The 17,987-nt window shown below is 67.0% G+C and carries 20 protein-coding genes and 2 tRNA genes; 3 read left to right on the forward strand and 19 right to left on the reverse strand.

Annotated features, from left to right (window positions below; all coding sequences use genetic code 11):
- Nucleotides 1-23 precede the first annotated feature (23 nt).
- The 6 genes from CAL15_RS00750 to CAL15_RS00775 form a co-directional block, all read right to left on the reverse strand.
- Nucleotides 24-1,484, reverse strand: coding sequence for a DUF2868 domain-containing protein (locus tag CAL15_RS00750; RefSeq protein ID WP_086076873.1), 1,461 nt, complete (start codon nucleotides 1,482-1,484; stop codon nucleotides 24-26).
- A complete protein-coding gene (locus CAL15_RS00755; RefSeq protein ID WP_086076874.1) occupies nucleotides 1,459-1,860 on the reverse strand; it encodes a YkvA family protein in 402 nt (133 codons plus the stop codon). The genes CAL15_RS00750 and CAL15_RS00755 overlap by 26 nt, the downstream gene beginning before the upstream one ends.
- Nucleotides 1,861-2,083: 223 nt before the next feature.
- Nucleotides 2,084-2,159: transfer RNA gene (locus CAL15_RS00760), tRNA-Asn, on the reverse strand.
- A gap of 88 nt (nucleotides 2,160-2,247) precedes the next feature.
- Nucleotides 2,248-3,384 (reverse strand): CaiB/BaiF CoA transferase family protein, encoded by a 1,137-nt coding sequence (locus tag CAL15_RS00765; protein ID WP_232468085.1) that lies wholly within the window; start codon nucleotides 3,382-3,384, stop codon nucleotides 2,248-2,250.
- 32 nt (nucleotides 3,385-3,416) lie between these two features.
- Nucleotides 3,417-4,400, reverse strand: coding sequence for a Bug family tripartite tricarboxylate transporter substrate binding protein (locus tag CAL15_RS00770; RefSeq protein WP_086076876.1), 984 nt, complete (start codon nucleotides 4,398-4,400; stop codon nucleotides 3,417-3,419).
- 85 nt (nucleotides 4,401-4,485) lie between these two features.
- Nucleotides 4,486-6,177, reverse strand: coding sequence for an acyl-CoA dehydrogenase family protein (locus CAL15_RS00775; RefSeq protein ID WP_086076877.1), 1,692 nt, complete (start codon nucleotides 6,175-6,177; stop codon nucleotides 4,486-4,488).
- A 126-nt stretch (nucleotides 6,178-6,303) separates the two neighbouring features.
- On the opposite strand from CAL15_RS00775, the gene CAL15_RS00780 reads away from it, so the two are divergent.
- The gene (locus CAL15_RS00780) at nucleotides 6,304-7,179 is read left to right on the forward strand and encodes a LysR substrate-binding domain-containing protein (protein WP_086076878.1); all 876 of its coding nucleotides are present in this window, start codon (nucleotides 6,304-6,306) and stop codon (nucleotides 7,177-7,179) included.
- 12 nt (nucleotides 7,180-7,191) lie between these two features.
- On the opposite strand, the gene CAL15_RS00785 is transcribed toward CAL15_RS00780, so the two are convergent.
- From CAL15_RS00785 to petA, 11 genes are all read right to left on the reverse strand, one after another.
- Entirely contained in the window at nucleotides 7,192-7,626 is a 435-nt protein-coding gene (locus tag CAL15_RS00785) for a hypothetical protein (RefSeq protein ID WP_086076879.1), read from the reverse strand.
- A gap of 81 nt (nucleotides 7,627-7,707) precedes the next feature.
- Nucleotides 7,708-8,505 (reverse strand): OBAP family protein, encoded by a 798-nt coding sequence (locus CAL15_RS00790; RefSeq protein ID WP_086076880.1) that lies wholly within the window; start codon nucleotides 8,503-8,505, stop codon nucleotides 7,708-7,710.
- A gap of 486 nt (nucleotides 8,506-8,991) precedes the next feature.
- Entirely contained in the window at nucleotides 8,992-9,939 is a 948-nt protein-coding gene (locus CAL15_RS00795) for a hypothetical protein (protein WP_086076881.1), read from the reverse strand.
- Nucleotides 9,940-9,948: 9 nt separating this feature from the next.
- Complete coding sequence (locus CAL15_RS00800; protein ID WP_086076882.1) at nucleotides 9,949-10,251, reverse strand: HigA family addiction module antitoxin; 303 nt, start codon at nucleotides 10,249-10,251, stop codon at nucleotides 9,949-9,951.
- A gap of 13 nt (nucleotides 10,252-10,264) precedes the next feature.
- A complete protein-coding gene (locus CAL15_RS00805; RefSeq protein ID WP_332455554.1) occupies nucleotides 10,265-10,447 on the reverse strand; it encodes a type II toxin-antitoxin system RelE/ParE family toxin in 183 nt (60 codons plus the stop codon).
- A gap of 51 nt (nucleotides 10,448-10,498) precedes the next feature.
- Nucleotides 10,499-10,574 (reverse strand) — tRNA-Thr (locus CAL15_RS00810).
- Between the two features lie 80 nt (nucleotides 10,575-10,654).
- The gene (locus tag CAL15_RS00815) at nucleotides 10,655-11,089 is read right to left on the reverse strand and encodes a ClpXP protease specificity-enhancing factor (RefSeq protein ID WP_086076884.1); all 435 of its coding nucleotides are present in this window, start codon (nucleotides 11,087-11,089) and stop codon (nucleotides 10,655-10,657) included.
- A gap of 2 nt (nucleotides 11,090-11,091) precedes the next feature.
- A complete protein-coding gene (locus CAL15_RS00820) occupies nucleotides 11,092-11,703 on the reverse strand; it encodes a glutathione S-transferase N-terminal domain-containing protein (protein WP_086076885.1) in 612 nt (203 codons plus the stop codon).
- A gap of 203 nt (nucleotides 11,704-11,906) precedes the next feature.
- The gene (locus CAL15_RS00825; protein WP_086076886.1) at nucleotides 11,907-12,761 is read right to left on the reverse strand and encodes a cytochrome c1; all 855 of its coding nucleotides are present in this window, start codon (nucleotides 12,759-12,761) and stop codon (nucleotides 11,907-11,909) included.
- 17 nt (nucleotides 12,762-12,778) lie between these two features.
- Nucleotides 12,779-14,167, reverse strand: a complete 1,389-nt coding sequence (locus CAL15_RS00830; protein ID WP_086076887.1) for a cytochrome b — start codon at nucleotides 14,165-14,167, stop codon at nucleotides 12,779-12,781.
- Between the two features lie 64 nt (nucleotides 14,168-14,231).
- Nucleotides 14,232-14,873 (reverse strand): ubiquinol-cytochrome c reductase iron-sulfur subunit, encoded by a 642-nt coding sequence (gene petA / locus CAL15_RS00835; RefSeq protein ID WP_086076888.1) that lies wholly within the window; start codon nucleotides 14,871-14,873, stop codon nucleotides 14,232-14,234.
- A gap of 219 nt (nucleotides 14,874-15,092) precedes the next feature.
- On the opposite strand from petA, the gene mscL reads away from it, so the two are divergent.
- Nucleotides 15,093-15,545, forward strand: a complete 453-nt coding sequence (mscL, locus tag CAL15_RS00840; protein WP_086076889.1) for a large conductance mechanosensitive channel protein MscL — start codon at nucleotides 15,093-15,095, stop codon at nucleotides 15,543-15,545.
- Nucleotides 15,546-15,576: 31 nt separating this feature from the next.
- Here mscL and CAL15_RS00845 read toward each other — a convergent pair whose 3' ends face one another.
- A complete protein-coding gene (locus CAL15_RS00845) occupies nucleotides 15,577-16,353 on the reverse strand; it encodes a Nif3-like dinuclear metal center hexameric protein (RefSeq protein ID WP_086076890.1) in 777 nt (258 codons plus the stop codon).
- Between the two features lie 21 nt (nucleotides 16,354-16,374).
- Here CAL15_RS00845 and CAL15_RS00850 point away from each other — a divergent pair, with 21 nt between their 5' ends.
- Nucleotides 16,375-17,541: a trypsin-like peptidase domain-containing protein gene (locus CAL15_RS00850; protein ID WP_086076891.1), complete on the forward strand. Its 1,167-nt coding sequence runs from the start codon at nucleotides 16,375-16,377 to the stop codon at nucleotides 17,539-17,541.
- Nucleotides 17,542-17,580: 39 nt separating this feature from the next.
- Here CAL15_RS00850 and CAL15_RS00855 read toward each other — a convergent pair whose 3' ends face one another.
- Nucleotides 17,581-17,931: a helix-turn-helix domain-containing protein gene (locus tag CAL15_RS00855; RefSeq protein WP_086076892.1), complete on the reverse strand. Its 351-nt coding sequence runs from the start codon at nucleotides 17,929-17,931 to the stop codon at nucleotides 17,581-17,583.
- Between the last annotated feature and the right edge of the window lie 56 nt (nucleotides 17,932-17,987).

Below are 17,987 nucleotides of genomic sequence, written 5' to 3' on the forward strand. Positions count from 1 at the left end.
TAGCGGTACGACCCTGGCTCGGCTCAGACCCCGCTGCGGCCCGCGGAAGCGGGCTGGGACACGTCCGCCAGCCACTCGAGCGGCCGGTCCGCGTCGTGCAGGATGGCCTCGGCCGGCAGGCCGGCCTCTTGCAGGCGAGTGCGCCAGACGGCGGCGCGGTCTGGCGCGGCCGCATCGCCGAACCGCGCCGACAGCCACACGCGAGTTTGCGCGGCCTTGCCCGACAGGTCGGCGATCAGCGCCAGGCTGCCGCGATCGGGCGTCTGCTGCGCGTCGCAGGCCAGCAGCAGCCGCGGCGCATGCGTGCGGGCCAAGGCATCCAGCAGCGCATTGCGCTGCTCGCGCGTATCGAGAACACCGGCGTCGTGCACCTGGGCCGGCAGTTCGGACGGCGGCCAATCGGCACCGGGCGGCAGTTCGATGCCGGCCAGTACCGCCTGGCCCGACAGGGTTTGCAAGACCTGGGCCGCGACCACGGCCGGCGTGCGCAGCGGCCCCGCCGGCTCGTCCACGCCCATGGATTCGGCGGGCGGCTGCAGGCGGCCGCGCAGCGCCGCATAGCCGGGCAGCTCCGGATCGATGCGCAGGCCGCGCAGCGCGCGTCCGCTCATGACTACGCAGGCGAGGCCCGCCAGCAGGCGCGGCACGATGCCATAGCAGATGACCAGCCCCAGCAGCCAGATGGCCCATTGAGCCTGGGCGCCGGCCGGCAGGGCCTGCGCGCCGTCGCTGGCGCGCACCACGGCGGGATCGGGCGCGGCAAAGCCCAGCTGGGCCGGCAGCCATCCCAGCACAGCCACCAGGCGCACGAAGGTCTCGGGCTGCAGCAGCGTGGTGGCCCAGACGAAGCGGTAGCTGGCGGTGGACAGCACCGTCAACAGCGCCGCCAGAACCGTGCACAGGGCGGCCAGCCACAGCAGGTGGCTGACCGAGCCGAACAGCCAGCGCAGGGCGCCTGCGCGAGCCAGCAGATTCAGCAGGGCCTGCGGCACCAGCGCGGCATCGGGGCCGCGCGCCAGCTTGCGCGTGGCCCACAGCCACAACCGGCCCAGGCCCGTGACATGGGCGGGACGGATAAGGAAGCTGCCCAGCCAGATCAGGAAGGTGAGCGCATGCAGGCCCAGCAGCGCCCCGATGGCCCAGAGCACATTGACGGGGCGGCTGCCGTCGCCCAAGGCGCCCAATGCCGCGCCGGCGCCGGCCAGCAGCGTGGCCAGCACCAGGATCACGAAGGTCATGGCGGCGCCCTGCCGCCAGCGCGCCAGCAAGGCGTCCAGGCCCTCGCGGCGCGCCAGCAAATGCGCGCGCAGCAGGATCCGGGAAGTCAGCTCGCCGCCGTGCAGGCGCGCCTGGCGAACCGCGTCGGCGTCTTCCAGCGGTCCCCAGTGCGCTTCGCGCAGCCGGACCGCTTCAGCAAGCCAATGCCCGCCGGCGCCGTCCAGCGGCGACTGTCCCGCCTCAGACGGCGCGGGTGGAGGCGGCATCGGCGTCCGCGGCCGGCGCCTCGGCGGGCCTGTCGCCCACCCAGCGCGTCAGCGTGTCGTTGGCTTGCTGCTTGACGTCGTCGGTGATGGCGAAGGCCACGGCGGCCACGGCCGCGGCCATCACGCTCAGGTCGTCGGTGTAGCCGACCAGGGGCGCCAGGTCGGGGATGGCATCCAGCGGCAGCACGAAATAGCCCAGCGCGCCGTAGATGACGCGGCGCGCCCACTTCGGGGTGTCGGGGCTTTTCACGCCGTAATAGAGCCACAGCGCTTTCTCGAGCGCCTGGCGGCCGGCTGCCGAGGCATGGCCGGACACCTTGCGCCAGAAGCGGCGGTCGGAATAGGCTTTTTCGTAGGTTGCGTCGGCGACTGGCATGGCGGCATTCCTGCAAGGCGGCTCGCGGCCCGGGAGGCCGGCGGGCGATGGGACATTGTAGTGGCTCTGTGTTTGAGTCCCACGCGGTCTCGATGTTCCCCGCGGTGAGGACATCGGGGCGCGCCGCCGCCTGGGCTGATGGCACGCATGCACGCACGACGATCCGCACGATTGAGTGCGGTGCGGACACGCGATGGGGGGGATGGCTGTGAGCCGAAAGAGATGGCTCCCCGAGCTGGGTTCGAACCAGCGACCTGCGGATTAACAGTCCGTCGCTCTACCGACTGAGCTATCGGGGAACAGGCAGAGGCCCGCGATTATGCACGAAAACGCGGGTGCGCGCTTGCGCCTCCCGTCGCACCGCGGCCAACGGGCCGCAGGCGTACGTCAATCGGCATCGAGCGCCGGCGGCAGCGGCTCGAACTCGCTGCCCGGGGTCAGCGGCGCGTGGCGATACGTTGCCGGCGTGCGGCTCAGTTTCACCGGCGCGGCCAGGCCGCGGTAGTTTTCGCCCAGGCTCACCACCATCTCGCGGTGGACCGTGTGCGGATGCGTCAGCGCCGCGTCCACCGGCAGCACCGGCGCGGCCGGCACGTTGGCGGCCATCAGCCGGTCCACCAGGCTTTCGGCATCGAAGGCCGACAGCGCGGCCTCCAGCGCCTCTTTCAACGCCGCGCGATGCGTCGAGCGCCCGCCCGCGCTGGTGAAGCGCTCGTCCTGGGCCAGGTCGGGGCGACCGATCACTCCGCACAGCGTGGTGAACTGCCGGTCGTTGCCGACGGCCAGGAACAGCGGCTCGGTGGCCGTGCGGAAGGTGTCGTAGGGATAGATGTTGGGATGCGCATTTCCCGTGCGCTGCGGCACGCGGCCGTCCATGAACCAGTTGGCCGCATGCGGATGCAGCAGCGACAGGCCGCTGTCGTACAGCGCGGCTTCCACGAACTGGCCCATGCCGCTGCGCTGCCGTTCCTGCAGGGCCATCATGATGCCGATGACGGCGTTCAGGCCGGTCACCATGTCCACCACGGGCAGGCCCACGCGCAGCGCGTCGCCGCCGGCCTCGCCGTTCACGCTCATGATGCCGCTCATGGCCTGGATGGCGGCGTCGTAGCCGGGCAGCGCGCCCAGCGGACCGTCCGCGCCGAAGCCCGACACGCGGCACCAGATCAGCCGCGGAAAGCGCTGCGACAGTGCGTCGTAGCCCAGGTTCCAGCGCTCCATTGTGCCGATCTTGAAGTTCTCCAGCAGCACGTCGGCCTGCGCGATCAGCTCCAGCAGGCGCTCGCGGTCCTGTTCCGTGGCCAGGTCCAGGTGCTGGATGCGCTTGTTGCGATTCAGCCCGAAGTAGTACGAGGCCACGCCGTCGCGAAACGGCGGGCCCCAGGTGCGCGTGTCGTCGCCCTGCGGCGGCTCGATCTTCAGCACGTCGGCGCCGTGATCGCCCAGGATCTGCCCGCAGTACGGCCCGCCCAGGATGCGCGAGAGGTCCAGCACACGCAGGCCGGCCAGGGATCCACGATTCATCGCAATGCTCATTGCCGCTGTTTCCGTGAGTGTCAGTTGACCTGCGCGCCGGACTTTTCCACCACCGTGGCCCACTTTGCCTTTTCCTGCGCGATGAACTTGCCCAGCGCCTGCGGGCTGCTGTCGGGCGCGGCCTCGAGGCCTTGCGACGCGAACAGGGCCTTCACCTTCTCGGACTGCAGCGCCTGCGCGAAAGCCTTGTGCAGCGTGGCGATGCGGTCCGCAGGCGTGCCCGCCGGCGCGACGATGCCGAAGAACACGCTCACGTCATAGCCCGCATAGCCCTGCTCGGCCACGGTGGGCACGTCGGGCAGGGCCTGCGACCGCTTGGCGGTGGTGACGCCGAGGGCGCGCAGCTTGCCGCTTTCGACGTAGGGCTTGGCGGTGAGCACGTCGGTGAAGCTCATGGTGACGTGGCCGCCCAGCAGGTCGCTGAGCGCGGGGCCGGTGCCCTTGTATGGCACGTGCATGAAGTCCGTGCCTGCCAGGCCGTTGAACATCACGCCGGCCAAGTGCGACGACGCGCCGCTGCCCGACGAGGCGAAGGTGAGCTTGCCGGGGTTCTTCTTCGAGTAGGCCACCAGCTCGGGCACGGTCTTGGCCGGCACGCTGGGATGGACCACCAGGATGTTGGGCAGGTAGCCCACGTTCACCACCGGCGCATAACTCTTGATGGGGTCGTAGTTCAGGTTCCGGTACAGACTGGCGTTGATGGCCAGCGGGCCGGAGGTGCCGAACATCAGCGTGTAGCCGTCGGGCGCCGCGCGCGCCACGTGCTCGGCGCCGATGTTGCCGTTGGCCCCGGCGCGGTTCTCCACGATCATCGGCTGGGTGAGAAAGTTCGAGATCTCGGAAGCCAGCGTGCGCGCCATCGCGTCGGTCGGACCGCCCGGCGGATAGGGAATCACCAGCGTCAAGGGCTTGGACGGAAACGACTCGGCGGCCGCCGACAGTGTCGGCAGGCCCGCGAGCACGGCGGTGGCGGCCAGGGCGGACAGGAAGATGCGCTTTTTCATAGGTGGTGTCTCCGGGTGCATGTCGCGTTCCGCGCGGCTCAGGCGCCGCGGGACGCGATGGTGCTGTTGTGGTTGTGGGGGTGAATCAGATCGTGGCCGCGGCGGGCTCGGCGGCGCGGTTCCAGGCCGCGGGAAGCTCGTCGGGCGCCAATGGGTCGCGCGGCAGCACGCGATGCCGCAGCGCCAGCTGCGCCCAGCGAAGCCGGTCGGCCGAGCCGGTCGCCGACGCTTCCCAGCTCATGGCGATGGCGCTGGTGCAGTGGTAAAGCGCCGAGGCGGCCTGGCGCGCAAGCGCGTCGCCGCCGTCGCGGGCAGCAGTCTGCGCCAGGGCGCATGCGCCATCCAGCGCGCCGCGCAGCGCATCGGCGAACGCCGGCGCCAGGTCGGCCTGTTCCAGCAGAGACATTGCGTGCGCGCGCAACACGGGCAGCGAGTCCTCGCGCTTGATCGCGCGTATCACGTCCAGCGCCACGATGTTGCTGGTGCCTTCCCAGATCGAGCCCAGGTGCGCATCGCGCAGCAGGCGCGGGTCGCTCCACTCCTCGATGTAGCCGCATCCGCCGCGCACCTCCATCGCGTCGCCCGTCACCTTGCGGGCATCGCGGCAGGCGCGGAACTTGATGAGCGGCGTCAGGATGCGCAGCAGCGCGTAGGCGCCCGGCTCGCCCGCGTCGGAACGGGCCAGCGCCTGCGCGGTCTGGAACAGCATCGTGCGCGCCTGCTCGGCGGGCACGCGCAGCTTGTCCAGCTGGCGGCGCATCAGCGGCATGTCCTGCAGCGACTTGCCGAAGGCGCGGCGCTCGCGCGCCACGAACTCGGCCTCGGCCACCGCGCGCCGCATCAGGCCGGCGGCACGCACGCCGTTGGACAGCCGCGAGTTGTTCACCATGTCGGCCATCTGCACGAAGCCTCGGCCGGGTTCTCCCACCAGGTAGGCCACGGCGCCTTCCAGCCGGATCTCGCCGCTGGCCATCGAACGCGTGCCCAGCTTGTCCTTCAGGCGGATGATGCGATAGGCGTTGGCGCTGCCGTCTTCCAGGTGGCGCGGCAGCAGGAACAGCGAGATGCCCTTCATGCCGGCCGGTGCGTCGTCGGGCCGCGCCAGCACCATCGCGAACTCCGCGTCGGGGTTGGAGCAGAACCACTTGTCGCCATACAGGCGCCAGTTGCCGGCTTCGTCGCGGCGCGCCTCGGTGGCCGTGGCCGCGATGTCCGAGCCGGCCCCCTGTTCGGTCATGAACATGGCGCCCTGCGCCAGCTCGTCGAAGTCCAGCGAGGTCAGCCGCGGCAGGAATCGCTGGACCAGTTCGGGGCTGCCGAACTTGCGCAGCGTGCGGGTGAGCGAGTCCGTCATCGACACCGGGCAGCACAGCCCGAACTCCGACTGCACGAACAGGTAGGTCAGCACGTATTTCACGGCGGGCGGCATCTTGCCGCGCCAGCCCAGCGTTTCGTCGCGATGCGACATGGCGCCCAGGCCGAACTCGCTGAAGGCCAGGCGCTCCATCTCGACGTAGGCGGGGTGCTTCAGTACGCGCTGTTCGTCGAGGCCGCTGCGTGACCGGTGCTGCAGTGTCGGGGGATTGTGGTCGGCGATGCCGGCCAGTTCGTCCAGACGGCCGCCCGCCAGTTCGCCGAGCCGGCTGAAGTGGGGCGCCATGTGCTGCAACAGGTCGGCCGGCAGGTACAGCGGCAGCAGCGCCTGCAGTTCGCGGTCGGTGGTGTAGAAGTTCTCGCCGCGGCGGTCGGGAACGGGGTGCTGCGTGGTGTCGGCCATGCCGTCGTCTCCTCGTGTCTGTCCTTTTTTCTGAAAATTCTAGGCGCGTAGACGATAGGTATCCAATATTGATTTAGTCTTGTACGATTCTTGATTCGTATCGTTGATAGGCAGCCTCGGGCGATCATGGAATTGCGCCACCTGCGTTATTTCTCCGTGCTGGCCGAAGAATTGCATTTCGGCCGGGCCGCCGCACGCCTGTCCATTTCGCAGCCGCCGCTGTCGGTGGCCATCCGGCAGCTCGAAGACAGCGTCGGCGCGCGACTGTTCGAACGCAACAACAAAGAGGTGCGGCTGACGCCCGCCGGCCGCGCCATGCAGGTGTCGGCGCGCAAGATCCTCGCCCAGGCCGAAGAGGCCGCGCTGGAGGCTCGCGATGCCGCGGCCGGCATGGCGGGCCACCTGCGCATCGGATTCGTGGGCGCCATGCTGTACCGCGGCCTGCCGCAGGCCCTGCGCAGCTTCCAGGCGCGCTACCCCGGCGTGCGCATCAAGCTTACCGAGCTGAACTCAGGCGAGCAGATCGCCGAACTGATGCACGACAGGTTGGACGTGGGCTTCGTGCATACCAGCCGCCTGCCCGATGAACTGGAAAGCCGGCTGCTGCTGTCCGAGCCTTTCGTGTGCTGCCTGCCCACCAGGCACCGCCTGGCCGGCAAGCGTGCCGTGGCTCCCGCCGATCTGGCCTCCGAGCCGCTGGTGCTGTTCGCGCACAGCGTGTCGCCCGACTATCACGATCGGGTGCTGTCGATCTGCGCCGAAGCGGGTTTCCGGCCGGACGTGCGGCATGAGGTCAGGCACTGGCTGGCCGTGGTGTCGCTGGTGTCGCAGGGGCTGGGCGTGGCGCTGGTGCCGCAGGCGCTGGAGCGCTCGGCCTTGCGCGGCGCGGTGTTCCGGCCGCTGACGTCGGGGGCGGCACGATCGGAGTCGTACGGCGTCAGCAGGCGGGACGCGGACAATCCGCTGGTGGCGCGGTTGCTGGATGCGTTCGGAGAGAGGTGAGCTCTAGTAGCCTCACTCAGGCGGCCTGCGCGCGCCTCCCGTACGCGGAGGTCCGGAGTCCTGGTCATCCGACTCCGGGCTGTCCGGCCTGGACTGGTTCCCGTCTGCCGCCTGCCGCTCTTCCACCGCTCCATTCGCAGGCTGTCCGCTGCGCACGTACGGGCCGCTGCGGCTTTCCAGTTCCTCCGCCGTCTCCCGCTGCAGCGACTCCTGATGCGTGTGACTGCGGCCCGCGCCGCTGAAGACCGAGCCGGGCGCCGACGAGTCATCGACGCCCTCTTCGCCGGGATCCAGCGATCCGCCGCCGTGCCCCGCGGCCCTGCGCCCCGAGTGCGGCTGGTTGTAGACCGACTCCTCGCCCGAGTCCGACGGCGCCTCGTCGGACTCGGAAGGCTTGGCTGCGGCGTCCCGCTTTTCCTCGGGCGCCGGTGTGGGATGTCTCTGCATGTCGACCTCCTCAGGTCATGCCGCTCGCACGGCGGCGTTCCATCACCCCTGGTCAGCAAGCCGCATTCCGTGCGTCTGGCGTCACTTGGGCTGCACCGACCTGGCGTTGTTCTGCGGCGCGGGTGAGAACCCGTGATGGCCGTGGGCGTCCGGCGAGCGCGTCGGATCCTCGATCTGGATGATGGTTCCCGATTCCCAGGCATTGGCGCCGGCAGCGATAGGGGGTGCGGGAATGTCTTCCCGGTTTTTGCGCTTCTGTTCGCTGTCTACACCCAGCCGCCGGTTGCGCGCCTCGACCATCGTCGGGTCCGCCTGCCCGTCCTTGGTGAATCCCATCATCAGCTGCGGCAGCCCCAGCGGCAGGGTCTTGTCGAGATCGGTATGCCAGGTGTGGAAGGTCTTGCCGTACGTGCTGACCAGCTTTTCCATCAGCTCATGCTCGGCGACCTGCGGAATGCCCGGCGCCACCAGTTGCCCCGACTTCACCTCGTGGACATGGCTGTGCCACAGCGGCTTCTCCGCCTCGGGCAATTCCTTGAACAGTTTCTCGCTGATGATGTACTCCACGCCCATCAGCTTCGCGTCGCCGACGTTGCCGTCGTAGATGACGCACTGGATCACTTCGTCATTGAGGATGGAGCAATAGTGGTGCGCCTCCATCTGCATGTTCGGGCGTCCGTTGTAGAAATGGAAGCCGTCCAGGTAGGCGTTGAGAGCGTCGACAGGGGGCTTGCTCTGCAGCGCCGCAGCCCCTGTTTCAAGCGTGGCGGTCTTCGCGCTCTTGTCCTCGCCGGGCGCCTTCACGGGCGACTCGGTGTCGCCGCCCTTGCAGGCGCCGAGCGTAAGAATGACCAGGCAAGCGATATATGTTCGTGTCATCGGAGCCTCCGGTCGGGCTCGCGCATCGCGCGGGCCGCAGGTGAGCAATGGCGACGCGGCGATGCTATGCGGACGCTCGCGCCATGGGTTGGCGGCCAGACGAATTCAGTGGGGTGCGGCGGCGCCGGGTCAGCCGTCCCTCGCCGGGTGACGGGGGCGGGACGACGTCCGGGTCAGTAGGGGGAATCTCCGGCTCCGGCGCGGGGTCGGGGACGACGTCCGGCTCGGGAGGCATCGTCGGATCGTGTCCCGGTATGGTCGTGGGCGGAGACGGTGTGGGCGGCATGGGCACGTGCAGACGCGCCACCCCGGGCCCACGATCAAGCGCTGGAAACAAGGCGGTATGGGTCATGGTCTGGGTTTCCGTTGGGCAGGGATGAAGTGCCCGCGCCGCAAACCGCATTCCCGCCTCATCGAACGCGCTGGTCCTTCAGGCGTTGGCCCGCTGGATCGCGGTTTGACCGCTCTGCAGAAGCGCTACTGCAATCAGCCGGTCGAGGACTCGGTGGTTGCGGCTTGCAGATACCGACGGATCGATCTGACCGAATCCAGATTGGATTCGCCGAGCAGTTTGCAGAACAGGTCGGCGAAGCTTTCGATCTTCTCTTGAACGATGAGATATAGCTGGCTCGCCTCGCTTGTCGGCCAGGGCATCTTGGCAAGCGTCGCTACTTTGCCTGCATAATCGGCGAGCGCGTCGTCATAACGTTGCCAGCATTCCCACGTTTGAACGTACTTTCCGGGCAAGATCTCGAACGCGACGCAGGTCGTCAATCGCTCGTCGATGTCGGAGGAATGCGTGGTGTCAGCGAACCAATTGTCACGATACTTTCCTCGGCAGTCCAGCGCGCGCTTGACCAGCTGGGCGGTCTTGCAATGTACCTCGCTGGCCTGTCGATGAATCTGCGCGCGTGCCGCCCTGCCACACCCAATTGCGTCGTCCTTCGGCATGTTCTGAGCAAGCCAAGTCTTCAGACTGATCTGCCGCCAGTCTTCCAGGACGCTGTTGAGTCGACCGGTCATGTCGACGATCGGCTGCAGCAGAGTCGCAACGGTATGCCGCGTCGCGTCGCAGTCGTCCAACCTCGCATCGAGCGCCTTACCCTTCGATTGAAAGTCCCGGGAGGCTTCGACCCGTTTCAGCCAGTCCGGACGAAGCGAGCTGCACTGCAGGTTACGAGCGAGATATGAAAGATCGTCGGCTTCGTCCAGGCGACTGTCGCTTTCCTGCGAGTCCGCGTCGGTCAGGATACGTTTCGCTTCGCCAAGGAGCGCGGCGGCCATGGCATCAGGTCCGTACTCATGGAGGAGCCGGCACACCGAAGAATAAACGTCGTCCTCGCCGCCATCCGGAAAGCGCCCATGGAATTTGCGCGGGGTGCCGCTCAGCACGGGCGGATGCAGGTCCGACATGGACAGCGAAACGCGGGTCATATCGCCGACTCAAGCGGCCAGGGCGTGGCGCTGAATCTCGGCGAGCTTGGGGGCACCGATCTTTTCTCGGGCAGTTTCAGTGTCGTAATGCGTCTGCAGGTTCATCCAACTCTGCGCGTTGGTGTTGAAGAAAATGCCCAGCCGCACGGCGGTGTCGGCAGAGATGGCGCGCTCGCCCTTGACAATCTCGTTGATACGCCGGGGCGGCACGTCGATGGCCTTGGCCAGTGCGTACTGCGAAATGCCCCGCGGCTCCAGCCAGTCGTGGAGCAGGACTTCGCCGGTAGTGGCAAGCGGTACTTGTCGGGTCATGGCGATACTCCGGTCAGTGGTAATCGGTGATCTCTACGTCGAGCGCGCTGCTTCCCTGGAACCGGAAGCAGACGCGCCATTGGTCGTTGATACGGGCGCTGTACTGACCTTTGCTATTGCCCTGCAGGGCTTCCAAACGGTTGCCGGGTGGGACGCGCAGAAAGGTGAGATCCACCGCGGCGTGGAGCTGTTGCAACTTGCGCGTCGTCGGGGCTGCTATTGGAGGTTGGCCAAGCCCTTGTTCTTATGGTGCCGGTGAAAGGAATCGAACCCTCGACCTTCTCATTACAAGTGAGCTGCTCTACCAACTGAGCTACACCGGCAACAACCCGCCTCGCAGGGATGCGAGGCAGGGGGACTGCATTGTAGGGTAAACGCGGCGCCACAGGCGGGGCGCCTTGCGTCATTTGACGATGGTTAGCCGCGGACGCTTGGGCTCGTCGTCGTCGGGGCCGTCGCCGTCGGCGTCGTCGGCCAGGGCGGGCTCGGCGGGCGAGCCTTCGCCCTCGGTCGCCGAAGGCTCGTACGGCTGCACTTCGAAGCCCATGCCGGCGCCCGTCTCGCGCGCATAGATGGCGCTGACGGCCGTGATCGGCACCATGACGTTCTCGGTCACGCCGCTGAAGCGGGCCTGGAACTCGATGAACTCGTTGCCCAGCACCAGCTTGTTGGTGGCAAGCGTGCCCACGTTGAGGGTGATCTGGCCGTCGCGCACGTGCGCCATCGGCACGAGCGTGTGCGCGTCGACCTGCACGGTGATGTACGGCGTGTAGCCGTTATCGGTACACCATTCGTGCAGGGCGCGGATCAGATAGGGTTTGGTCGAGGTTTCGCCCATGGTTAGCGGCGCATGACCTTCTCGGAAGGCGTCAGCGCTTCAATGTAGGCCGGACGCGAGAAGATGCGTTCGGCATATTTCTGGATGGGAGCTGCGTTCTTGGGCAGCTCGATGCCGTAATGGTCCAGGCGCCACAGCAGCGGGGCCACGGCCACGTCCAGCATCGAGAACTCTTCGCCCAGCATGTACTTGTTCTTCAGCAGCATGGGGGCCAGCTGGGCCAGGCGGTCGCGGATGTGCTGGCGCGCAACGACCATCTTCTTGTCGTCCGGCTTGGCCGAGCGATCTTCCAGCGTGGAGACGTGGACGAACAGTTCCTTCTCGAAGTTGTACAGGAACAGGCGGGTGCGCGCGCGCATGACCGGATCGGCCGGCATCAGCTGCGGGTGGGGGAAGCGCTCGTCGATGTACTCATTGATGATGTTCGACTCGTACAGGATCAGGTCGCGCTCGACCAGGATGGGAACCTGGCCGTAGGGATTCATCACCGAGATGTCTTCGGGCTTGTTGTACAGGTCGATGTCCCGGATCTCGAAATCCATGCCCTTTTCGAAAAGCACGAAGCGGCAGCGTTGCGAAAAGGGGCACGTGGTCCCGGAGTAGAGCACCATCATGGTGGTAAGTCCTTGTATGAAAAGCGAAAGGCCAGCGCCGCCAGTCTAGCGGGCGCTGGCCCGGAATTCCAGGCGGGGCGCGGGGGCCGTTGCTGCGTCAGGCATGAAACGCCCGCATCAGGCCCGCATTGCGTCCGGTTCGGGCAACCGAACCAGGCCCACAGGGCCTGGCCGGTTGGGGCCAAACCAGATGTTTTAGCAGGTTATCGCACGTGTTTCCAGTAGGAAGCGTTCAATTGCCAGGCGATCACGAAGAAAACGCCCAGGAACAGCAGCACCCAGACCCCTAGTTCGCGGCGCTGCCGCTGGGCCGGTTCGGCCATCCAGGCCATGAAACCGGTCAGGTCCGCCATGTCGCGGTCGTAGACGGCCGCCTGGGCCGGGTTGAGCGCCTTGAAACGCGTTTCGACCCCGCCGTGGCCATGGTAATTGGCGACGGGCTCGGTCTTGACGTCGGCGAACCCCTGGGCGTCGTACACCGTGGTGACGCGCTCCCAGGTCGGCGCGCCGTCCTTGCTCTGCGCCTGATGCATGGCGACCGTGGTCAGTTCGCGCGGACCCTGGCGTTCCCAGAGCACGTGCGGCATGCCCACGTTGGGGAACACCAGGTTGTTCCACCCGCTGGCCTTGCTGGAGTCTCGATAGAACGTGCGCAGGTAGGTGTAGATGTAGTCGGCGCCGGTGGGTCCGGCGTTGATCGACTTGGCGCGCGCGATGACCGACAGGTCGGGCGGCGTGGTGCCGAACCAGCGCTTGGCGTCGGCCGGGGTCATGGCGATGTGCATCAGGTCGCCGACTTTCTCGCCGGTGAACAGCAGGTTGGCGCGGATCTGGTCGTCGGTGAGCCCGATCTCGGCCAGCTTGTTGTAGCGCATGGAGTTGGCGCTGTGGCAGTTCAGGCAGTAGTTGACGAATAGCTTGGCGCCATTTTGCAGGGCGGCCAGGTCGTTGATGCGCTCGGGCGCCTTCTGCAGCGGATAGCCGCTCTCGGCGGCGTAGGCGGCGGTACACGTGAGCATCAACGCTACGGCACCGATCAGTTTCTTGATCATGGTCATTCCGTTCAGTGGCGGGCTCAGTGGGGAAGGAAGGTGACGCGGTCGGGCACGGGTTTGAACGTGCCCAGCCGGCTCCACAGGGGCATCAGGAAGAAGAAGCCCAGGTAGATCACCGTTCCGATCTGCGACATGAGGTTGAACGCATCGCTGGGCGGTTGCGTGCCCAGGTAGCCCAGCACCAGGAAGTTCACGATGAAGATGCCGTACAGCGTCTTGTGCCAGCCCGGACGGTAGCGGATGGACTTGACCGGGGAATGGTCGAGCCACGGCAGGAAGAACAGGATGACCACCGCGCCACCCATGGCGACCACGCCCCAGAACTTGGCGTCGATGCTGCGCAGCAGGACCGCGATGACGATGAGCAAGACCGGCACCGCGATGCGCAGGATGCCCTTGAGGCCGCCGCGCAGGAACAGCGCGATGGCGCCCAGCACCGCCGCGGCGGCCAGGACCCACGTGAACTCGTCGGTGGTGGCGCGCAGCATCGAGTAGAACGGCGTGAAGTACCACACCGGCGCGATGTGCGGCGGCGTCTTCAGCGCGTCGGCGGGGATGAAGTTGTTGAACTCGAGGAAGTAGCCGCCCATCTCGGGGGCAAAGAACACGATGGCGAAGAACACGATGAGGAAGCCCGCCACGCCCACGATGTCGTGCACCGTGTAGTAGGGATGGAACGGGATGCCGTCCATGGGACGGCCATACTTGTCCTTCGGCCCCTGCTTGATCTCAACGCCGTCGGGGTTGTTGGAACCGACTTCGTGCAGCGCCACGATGTGCGCCGCCACCAGGCCCACCAGCACCAGCGGAATGGCGATGACGTGGAACGAGAAGAAGCGGTTCAGCGTGGCATCGGACACGACGTAGTCGCCGCGGATCCAGATGGACAGTTCGGGCCCGATGAACGGGATGGCCGAGAACAGGTTCACGATGACCTGCGCGCCCCAGTAGGACATCTGGCCCCACGGCAGCAGGTAGCCGAAGAAGGCCTCGGCCATCAGGCACAGGAAGATCGCCACGCCGAAGATCCACACCAGTTCGCGCGGCTTGCGGTACGAGCCGTAGAACAGGCCGCGCAGCATGTGCAGGTAGACCACCACGAAGAACATGGAGGCGCCGGTGGAGTGCATATAGCGCACCAGCCAGCCCCACGGGACCTCGCGCATGATGTATTCGACCGACTCGAACGCGCGGGTGGCGTCGGGCTTGTAGTGCATCACCAGGAAGATGCCGGTGACGATCTGGATGACCAGCACCAGCAGCGCCAGCGATCCGAAGAAATACCAGAAGTTGAAATTCTTGGGGGCGTAGTACTCGGAAAGGTGCTCTTTCCACAACTTGGACGCCGGAAAACGGCGATCCACCCAACCCAGCAATCCTGTTGTCTCGACAATCTTTTCGCCAGCCATGGCGGCTCCTTTTTCTATACGTGGCGTTCTGTGCGTCGCGGGGGACGAGCGGCTGCGCGAGGCGCTAGGCCTTGTTGTCCTCGTCCACGCCGACGATGATGCGGGTATCGCTCAGGTACTGATAAGGGGGGACTTCAAGATTGTCGGGCGCGGGCTTGTTGCGGAACACGCGGCCGGCCAGATCGAAGGTGGAGCCGTGGCAAGGGCAGAGAAAGCCGCCTTCCCAGTTGGCGGGCATGCCGCCGGCGCCGCCGGTTTCGAGGTGGGGGGTGGGCGAGCAGCCCAGGTGGGTACAGATGCCGACGCAGACGAAGATTTCGGGTTTGCGCGAGCGGGTGGTGTTCTTGGCGTATTCGGGGGTGTAGCCGGGACGATCGGAGTTGGGATCGGCCAACTGAGCGTCTTGCGAAGCGAGCGCCTTGATCTGCTCTTCGGAGCGGCGCAGTATCCAGACGGGCTTGCCGCGCCACTCGACGGTTCGCAGCTGCCCGGGAGCGAGGTCTGCGATGTCGACTTCGACCGGGGCGCCCGCCGCGCGGGCCCGCTCGGATGGCGCGAAAGTACTGACGAACGGCACTGCGGCGGCGACGCCTGCGACGCCGCCGGCGGCACAGGCTGTTGTTACCCAAAAGCGGCGCGATGGGTCGGGCGGCAAAGTGGGATCTACCGCGCCATTGTCATCGTGTACCAACGTATCCTGACTCATCTCTTCCCTTCCAAGTGGATGCGCCTGTTTTCTTATACGCTAGGTTCAGGCTGCAATCGATTCTGCGGATCATGGAACAACACAGCAACCGCTTATTATATCCCGCACCGCCCATAATAAGTTGATCCCTGTCAAGTACCCTGGGCGCACCGGGTACAGCCCTTGCTGAAGGGGCGCCCGGCGGTACTTTCTTCTGGCACGTCATCTCGAGGAGTAAGCATGAGCTCGTCCAAAGGTTTCTTTCAGGAATTCCGCGAATTCGCCATCAAGGGCAGCGTCGTCGACCTGGCCGTCGGCGTGATCATCGGCGCCGCGTTCGGCAAGATCGTCGACTCGATGGTGAAGGACATCATCATGCCGCTGGTCAACTTCCTGGTGGGCGGCTCGGTGGACTTCACCAACAAGTTCCTGGTGCTGTCGGCGCCCGAGGGCTACACCGGCCCGCAGACGTATGCCGATCTCACGCGTGCCGGCGCCACGGTTCTGGCATGGGGCAATTTCGTCACCATCCTGATCAATTTCATCCTGCTGGCCTTCATCATCTTCCTGATGGTCAAGGCGATCAATTCGGCGCGTCGCCGCCAGGAAGCCGAACCCGCGCCGGCCAAGCCCGTGCCGCCGCCCGAGGACGTCGCCCTGCTGCGCGAGATCCGCGACCTGCTCAAGCGCTGAGTCGGTGGCAGGCGCCGCGGTCCGCGTGGAGTCAGACCGGATTGTCGATGTCGATGAAGTCGACGCGGATGCCGAACTGCCGAGCCACCGCCTCGCCCAGCGCCTGGATGCCATAGCGCTCGGTGGCGTGATGGCCGGCGCCGATGAAGCCGGTGCCGGTCTCGCGCGCCAGATGCACGGTGGGTTCCGAGGCTTCGCCCGTGATGTAGGCATCGACGCCCGCATCGATCGCATCGCCGAGCATGCCCTGCGCGGCGCCGGTGCACCAGGCGACGCGGCGCAGGGGGTGTTGCGCATCTCCCACCACCAGCGGTTCGCGGCCCAGACGTTCGGCGATGCGGCGGGCCAGGTCGCCCAGTGTGGCCACGCCGGGCGCGGCGCCCAGCCATACCAGGCCATCGGGGCCACAGGTGCGCGGCGCGCCGTCGACCCGTTCGGGTTCCAGGCCAAGCACGCGCGCCAGCTGCGCGTTGTTGCCCAGCTGAGGATGCGCATCCAGCGGAAGGTGGTAGGCGAAGAGGTTCAGCCCGTGCGCCAGCGTGAGGGCCAGGCGGGTGCGGCGAGGGCCGCGCACACGCGGATCCTCGTTCTTCCAGAACCAGCCGTGGTGGACCAGCACGGCATCGGCATTACGCTCGATGGCTGCGCGCAACAGCGCCTCGGAAGCCGTGACGCCGGTGATAATGTGGCCCGTGCGCTCGCGGCCCTCGACCTGGAGGCCGTTGGGGCAGTAGTCTTTGAACCGCGTTGCCTGCAGCGTGCCGTCCAGCCAGTCGGCCAGTTCGCGGGTCCCGATTGATTTCGTCATGTCATTAGCCCTGTGGGGATCATGCACCGCCTTTGGCTGATATTCGCCCAGGCCGTTACCGTCAGCCTGGCCATTTTATTCGTCGTGACCACGCTGCGACCCGACTGGCTGCGTCTGACGTCGCCCGCTGTCGCGCCCGTGCCGCCCGCCGCCCCGCCAACCGCACCCCAGGCGGCACAGCCGGCGCCGCCGCCGTCGTATGCCGATGCGGTCGCGCGGGCAGTGCCGTGGGTCGTCAACGTATACACGTCCAAGCACGTGAACGTGCCCTTGATGCCGCTGCCGGACGACCCCGTGCTGCGCGAACTGTTCGGACAGGTGCCCGGCATGAGCCGCCGCCAGGCCGCGTCCAGTCTGGGTTCGGGTGTGATCGTCAGCGCGGGCGGCTATGTGCTGACGAACTATCACGTGGTCGAGGCGGCCGACGCCATCGAGGTGGCGCTGGCCGACGGACGCAAGGTGGTGGCCAAGGTGGTGGGCGCCGATCCGGATACCGACCTCGCGGTACTGAAGCTTGCCGGCGAGCTGGGCAACCTGCCCGTGGCCGAGATCGCGGCCACGCAGGCGCTGCGCGTGGGCGACGTGGTGCTGGCCATCGGCAATCCGTTCGGCGTGGGCCAGACCACGACGCAGGGCATCGTGTCGGCGCTGGGCCGCAACGGCCTGGGCATCAACATCTACGAGAATTTCATCCAGACCGACGCTGCCATCAATCCCGGCAATTCGGGCGGCGCGCTGATCGACGCGCGCGGCAACCTGGTCGGCATCAATACGGCGATCTATTCCGAAACGGGCGGGTCGCTGGGCATCGGGTTCGCCATCCCCATCGAAGGGGCGCGCCGCGTGATGGACGAGATCATCCGCACCGGCAGCGTGAAGCGCGGCTGGCTGGGCGTGGAACCGCAGGACATCACGCCCGAGCTGGCGCGGGCCTTCAATCTGCCGCGCGACACGCGCGGGGTGATCATCGCGGGGGTGGTGCGCGATGGCCCGGCGGGACGCAGCGGGCTGCGCGTGGGCGATATCGTGCGGCGCATCGACGGCACGCAGGTGACCGACACCGCCGCCATGCTGGCGATGATCGCGGCGCTGCCGCCCGGCGAGACATCGACCCTGGATGTGCTGCGCGCGGGCAAGAACGTGGCGGTGAAGGTGAAAGTGGGCACGCGGCCGGTGCGGCCGCGCTGAGAAAGCCCATGAGCGCTGCCGCATGATGACGCGGCAGGCTTACGAGTGCTGCGGCGGATCGCCGGCGATGAGACGCACCACGGCCACGATCTTGCGGCGCGCATCGGCCGGCAGGCGCGACATGAGGGCCTGGATCTCGGCATCGTAGCCATCGGAAGCGTTGGCCGTGCAGGCGGGCGCCGCATCGGCATCGCCCTCGAGCCAGGCGGCGGTGGTGCCCAGCGCCCGCGCCAGGCGCTGGATGGTGCGCCGCGTGGGAAAGTAGCCGTCGTCGCGCGTGAGAATGCGGTGGATAGACGATTGCGGGACGCCGGAGATGCGCGCCAGCTGGTTCTGGCTTTTGATTCCGCGCCACCGCATCTGGGCGCGCAAGCGGTGGGCGAGCGACATCCTTGCAATGTACGGTTGCGCATACCGTGCGGCAAGGGTGAAAGGGTCTAATTTCT

Source organism: Bordetella genomosp. 13 (assembly GCF_002119665.1).
Lineage (GTDB): Bacteria > Pseudomonadota > Gammaproteobacteria > Burkholderiales > Burkholderiaceae_B > Bordetella.

What these genes read in the sequence shown, in the direction of transcription:
- CAL15_RS00750 (WP_086076873.1), bottom strand. Translation starts at nt 1,484, where the DNA reads ATGCCGCCTCCACCCGCGCCGTCTGAGGCGGGACAGTCGCCGCTGGAC.
- CAL15_RS00755 (WP_086076874.1), bottom strand. Translation starts at nt 1,860, where the DNA reads ATGCCAGTCGCCGACGCAACCTACGAAAAAGCCTATTCCGACCGCCGC.
- CAL15_RS00765 (WP_232468085.1), bottom strand. Translation starts at nt 3,384, where the DNA reads ATGAATCGTGGATCCCTGGCCGGCCTGCGTGTGCTGGACCTCTCGCGC.
- CAL15_RS00770 (WP_086076876.1), bottom strand. Translation starts at nt 4,400, where the DNA reads ATGAAAAAGCGCATCTTCCTGTCCGCCCTGGCCGCCACCGCCGTGCTC.
- CAL15_RS00775 (WP_086076877.1), bottom strand. Translation starts at nt 6,177, where the DNA reads ATGGCCGACACCACGCAGCACCCCGTTCCCGACCGCCGCGGCGAGAAC.
- CAL15_RS00780 (WP_086076878.1), top strand. Translation starts at nt 6,304, where the DNA reads ATGGAATTGCGCCACCTGCGTTATTTCTCCGTGCTGGCCGAAGAATTG.
- CAL15_RS00785 (WP_086076879.1), bottom strand. Translation starts at nt 7,626, where the DNA reads ATGCAGAGACATCCCACACCGGCGCCCGAGGAAAAGCGGGACGCCGCA.
- CAL15_RS00790 (WP_086076880.1), bottom strand. Translation starts at nt 8,505, where the DNA reads ATGACACGAACATATATCGCTTGCCTGGTCATTCTTACGCTCGGCGCC.
- CAL15_RS00795 (WP_086076881.1), bottom strand. Translation starts at nt 9,939, where the DNA reads ATGACCCGCGTTTCGCTGTCCATGTCGGACCTGCATCCGCCCGTGCTG.
- CAL15_RS00800 (WP_086076882.1), bottom strand. Translation starts at nt 10,251, where the DNA reads ATGACCCGACAAGTACCGCTTGCCACTACCGGCGAAGTCCTGCTCCAC.
- CAL15_RS00815 (WP_086076884.1), bottom strand. Translation starts at nt 11,089, where the DNA reads ATGGGCGAAACCTCGACCAAACCCTATCTGATCCGCGCCCTGCACGAA.
- CAL15_RS00820 (WP_086076885.1), bottom strand. Translation starts at nt 11,703, where the DNA reads ATGATGGTGCTCTACTCCGGGACCACGTGCCCCTTTTCGCAACGCTGC.
- CAL15_RS00825 (WP_086076886.1), bottom strand. Translation starts at nt 12,761, where the DNA reads ATGACCATGATCAAGAAACTGATCGGTGCCGTAGCGTTGATGCTCACG.
- CAL15_RS00830 (WP_086076887.1), bottom strand. Translation starts at nt 14,167, where the DNA reads ATGGCTGGCGAAAAGATTGTCGAGACAACAGGATTGCTGGGTTGGGTG.
- petA (WP_086076888.1), bottom strand. Translation starts at nt 14,873, where the DNA reads ATGAGTCAGGATACGTTGGTACACGATGACAATGGCGCGGTAGATCCC.
- mscL (WP_086076889.1), top strand. Translation starts at nt 15,093, where the DNA reads ATGAGCTCGTCCAAAGGTTTCTTTCAGGAATTCCGCGAATTCGCCATC.
- CAL15_RS00845 (WP_086076890.1), bottom strand. Translation starts at nt 16,353, where the DNA reads ATGACGAAATCAATCGGGACCCGCGAACTGGCCGACTGGCTGGACGGC.
- CAL15_RS00850 (WP_086076891.1), top strand. Translation starts at nt 16,375, where the DNA reads ATGCACCGCCTTTGGCTGATATTCGCCCAGGCCGTTACCGTCAGCCTG.
- CAL15_RS00855 (WP_086076892.1), bottom strand. Translation starts at nt 17,931, where the DNA reads ATGTCGCTCGCCCACCGCTTGCGCGCCCAGATGCGGTGGCGCGGAATC.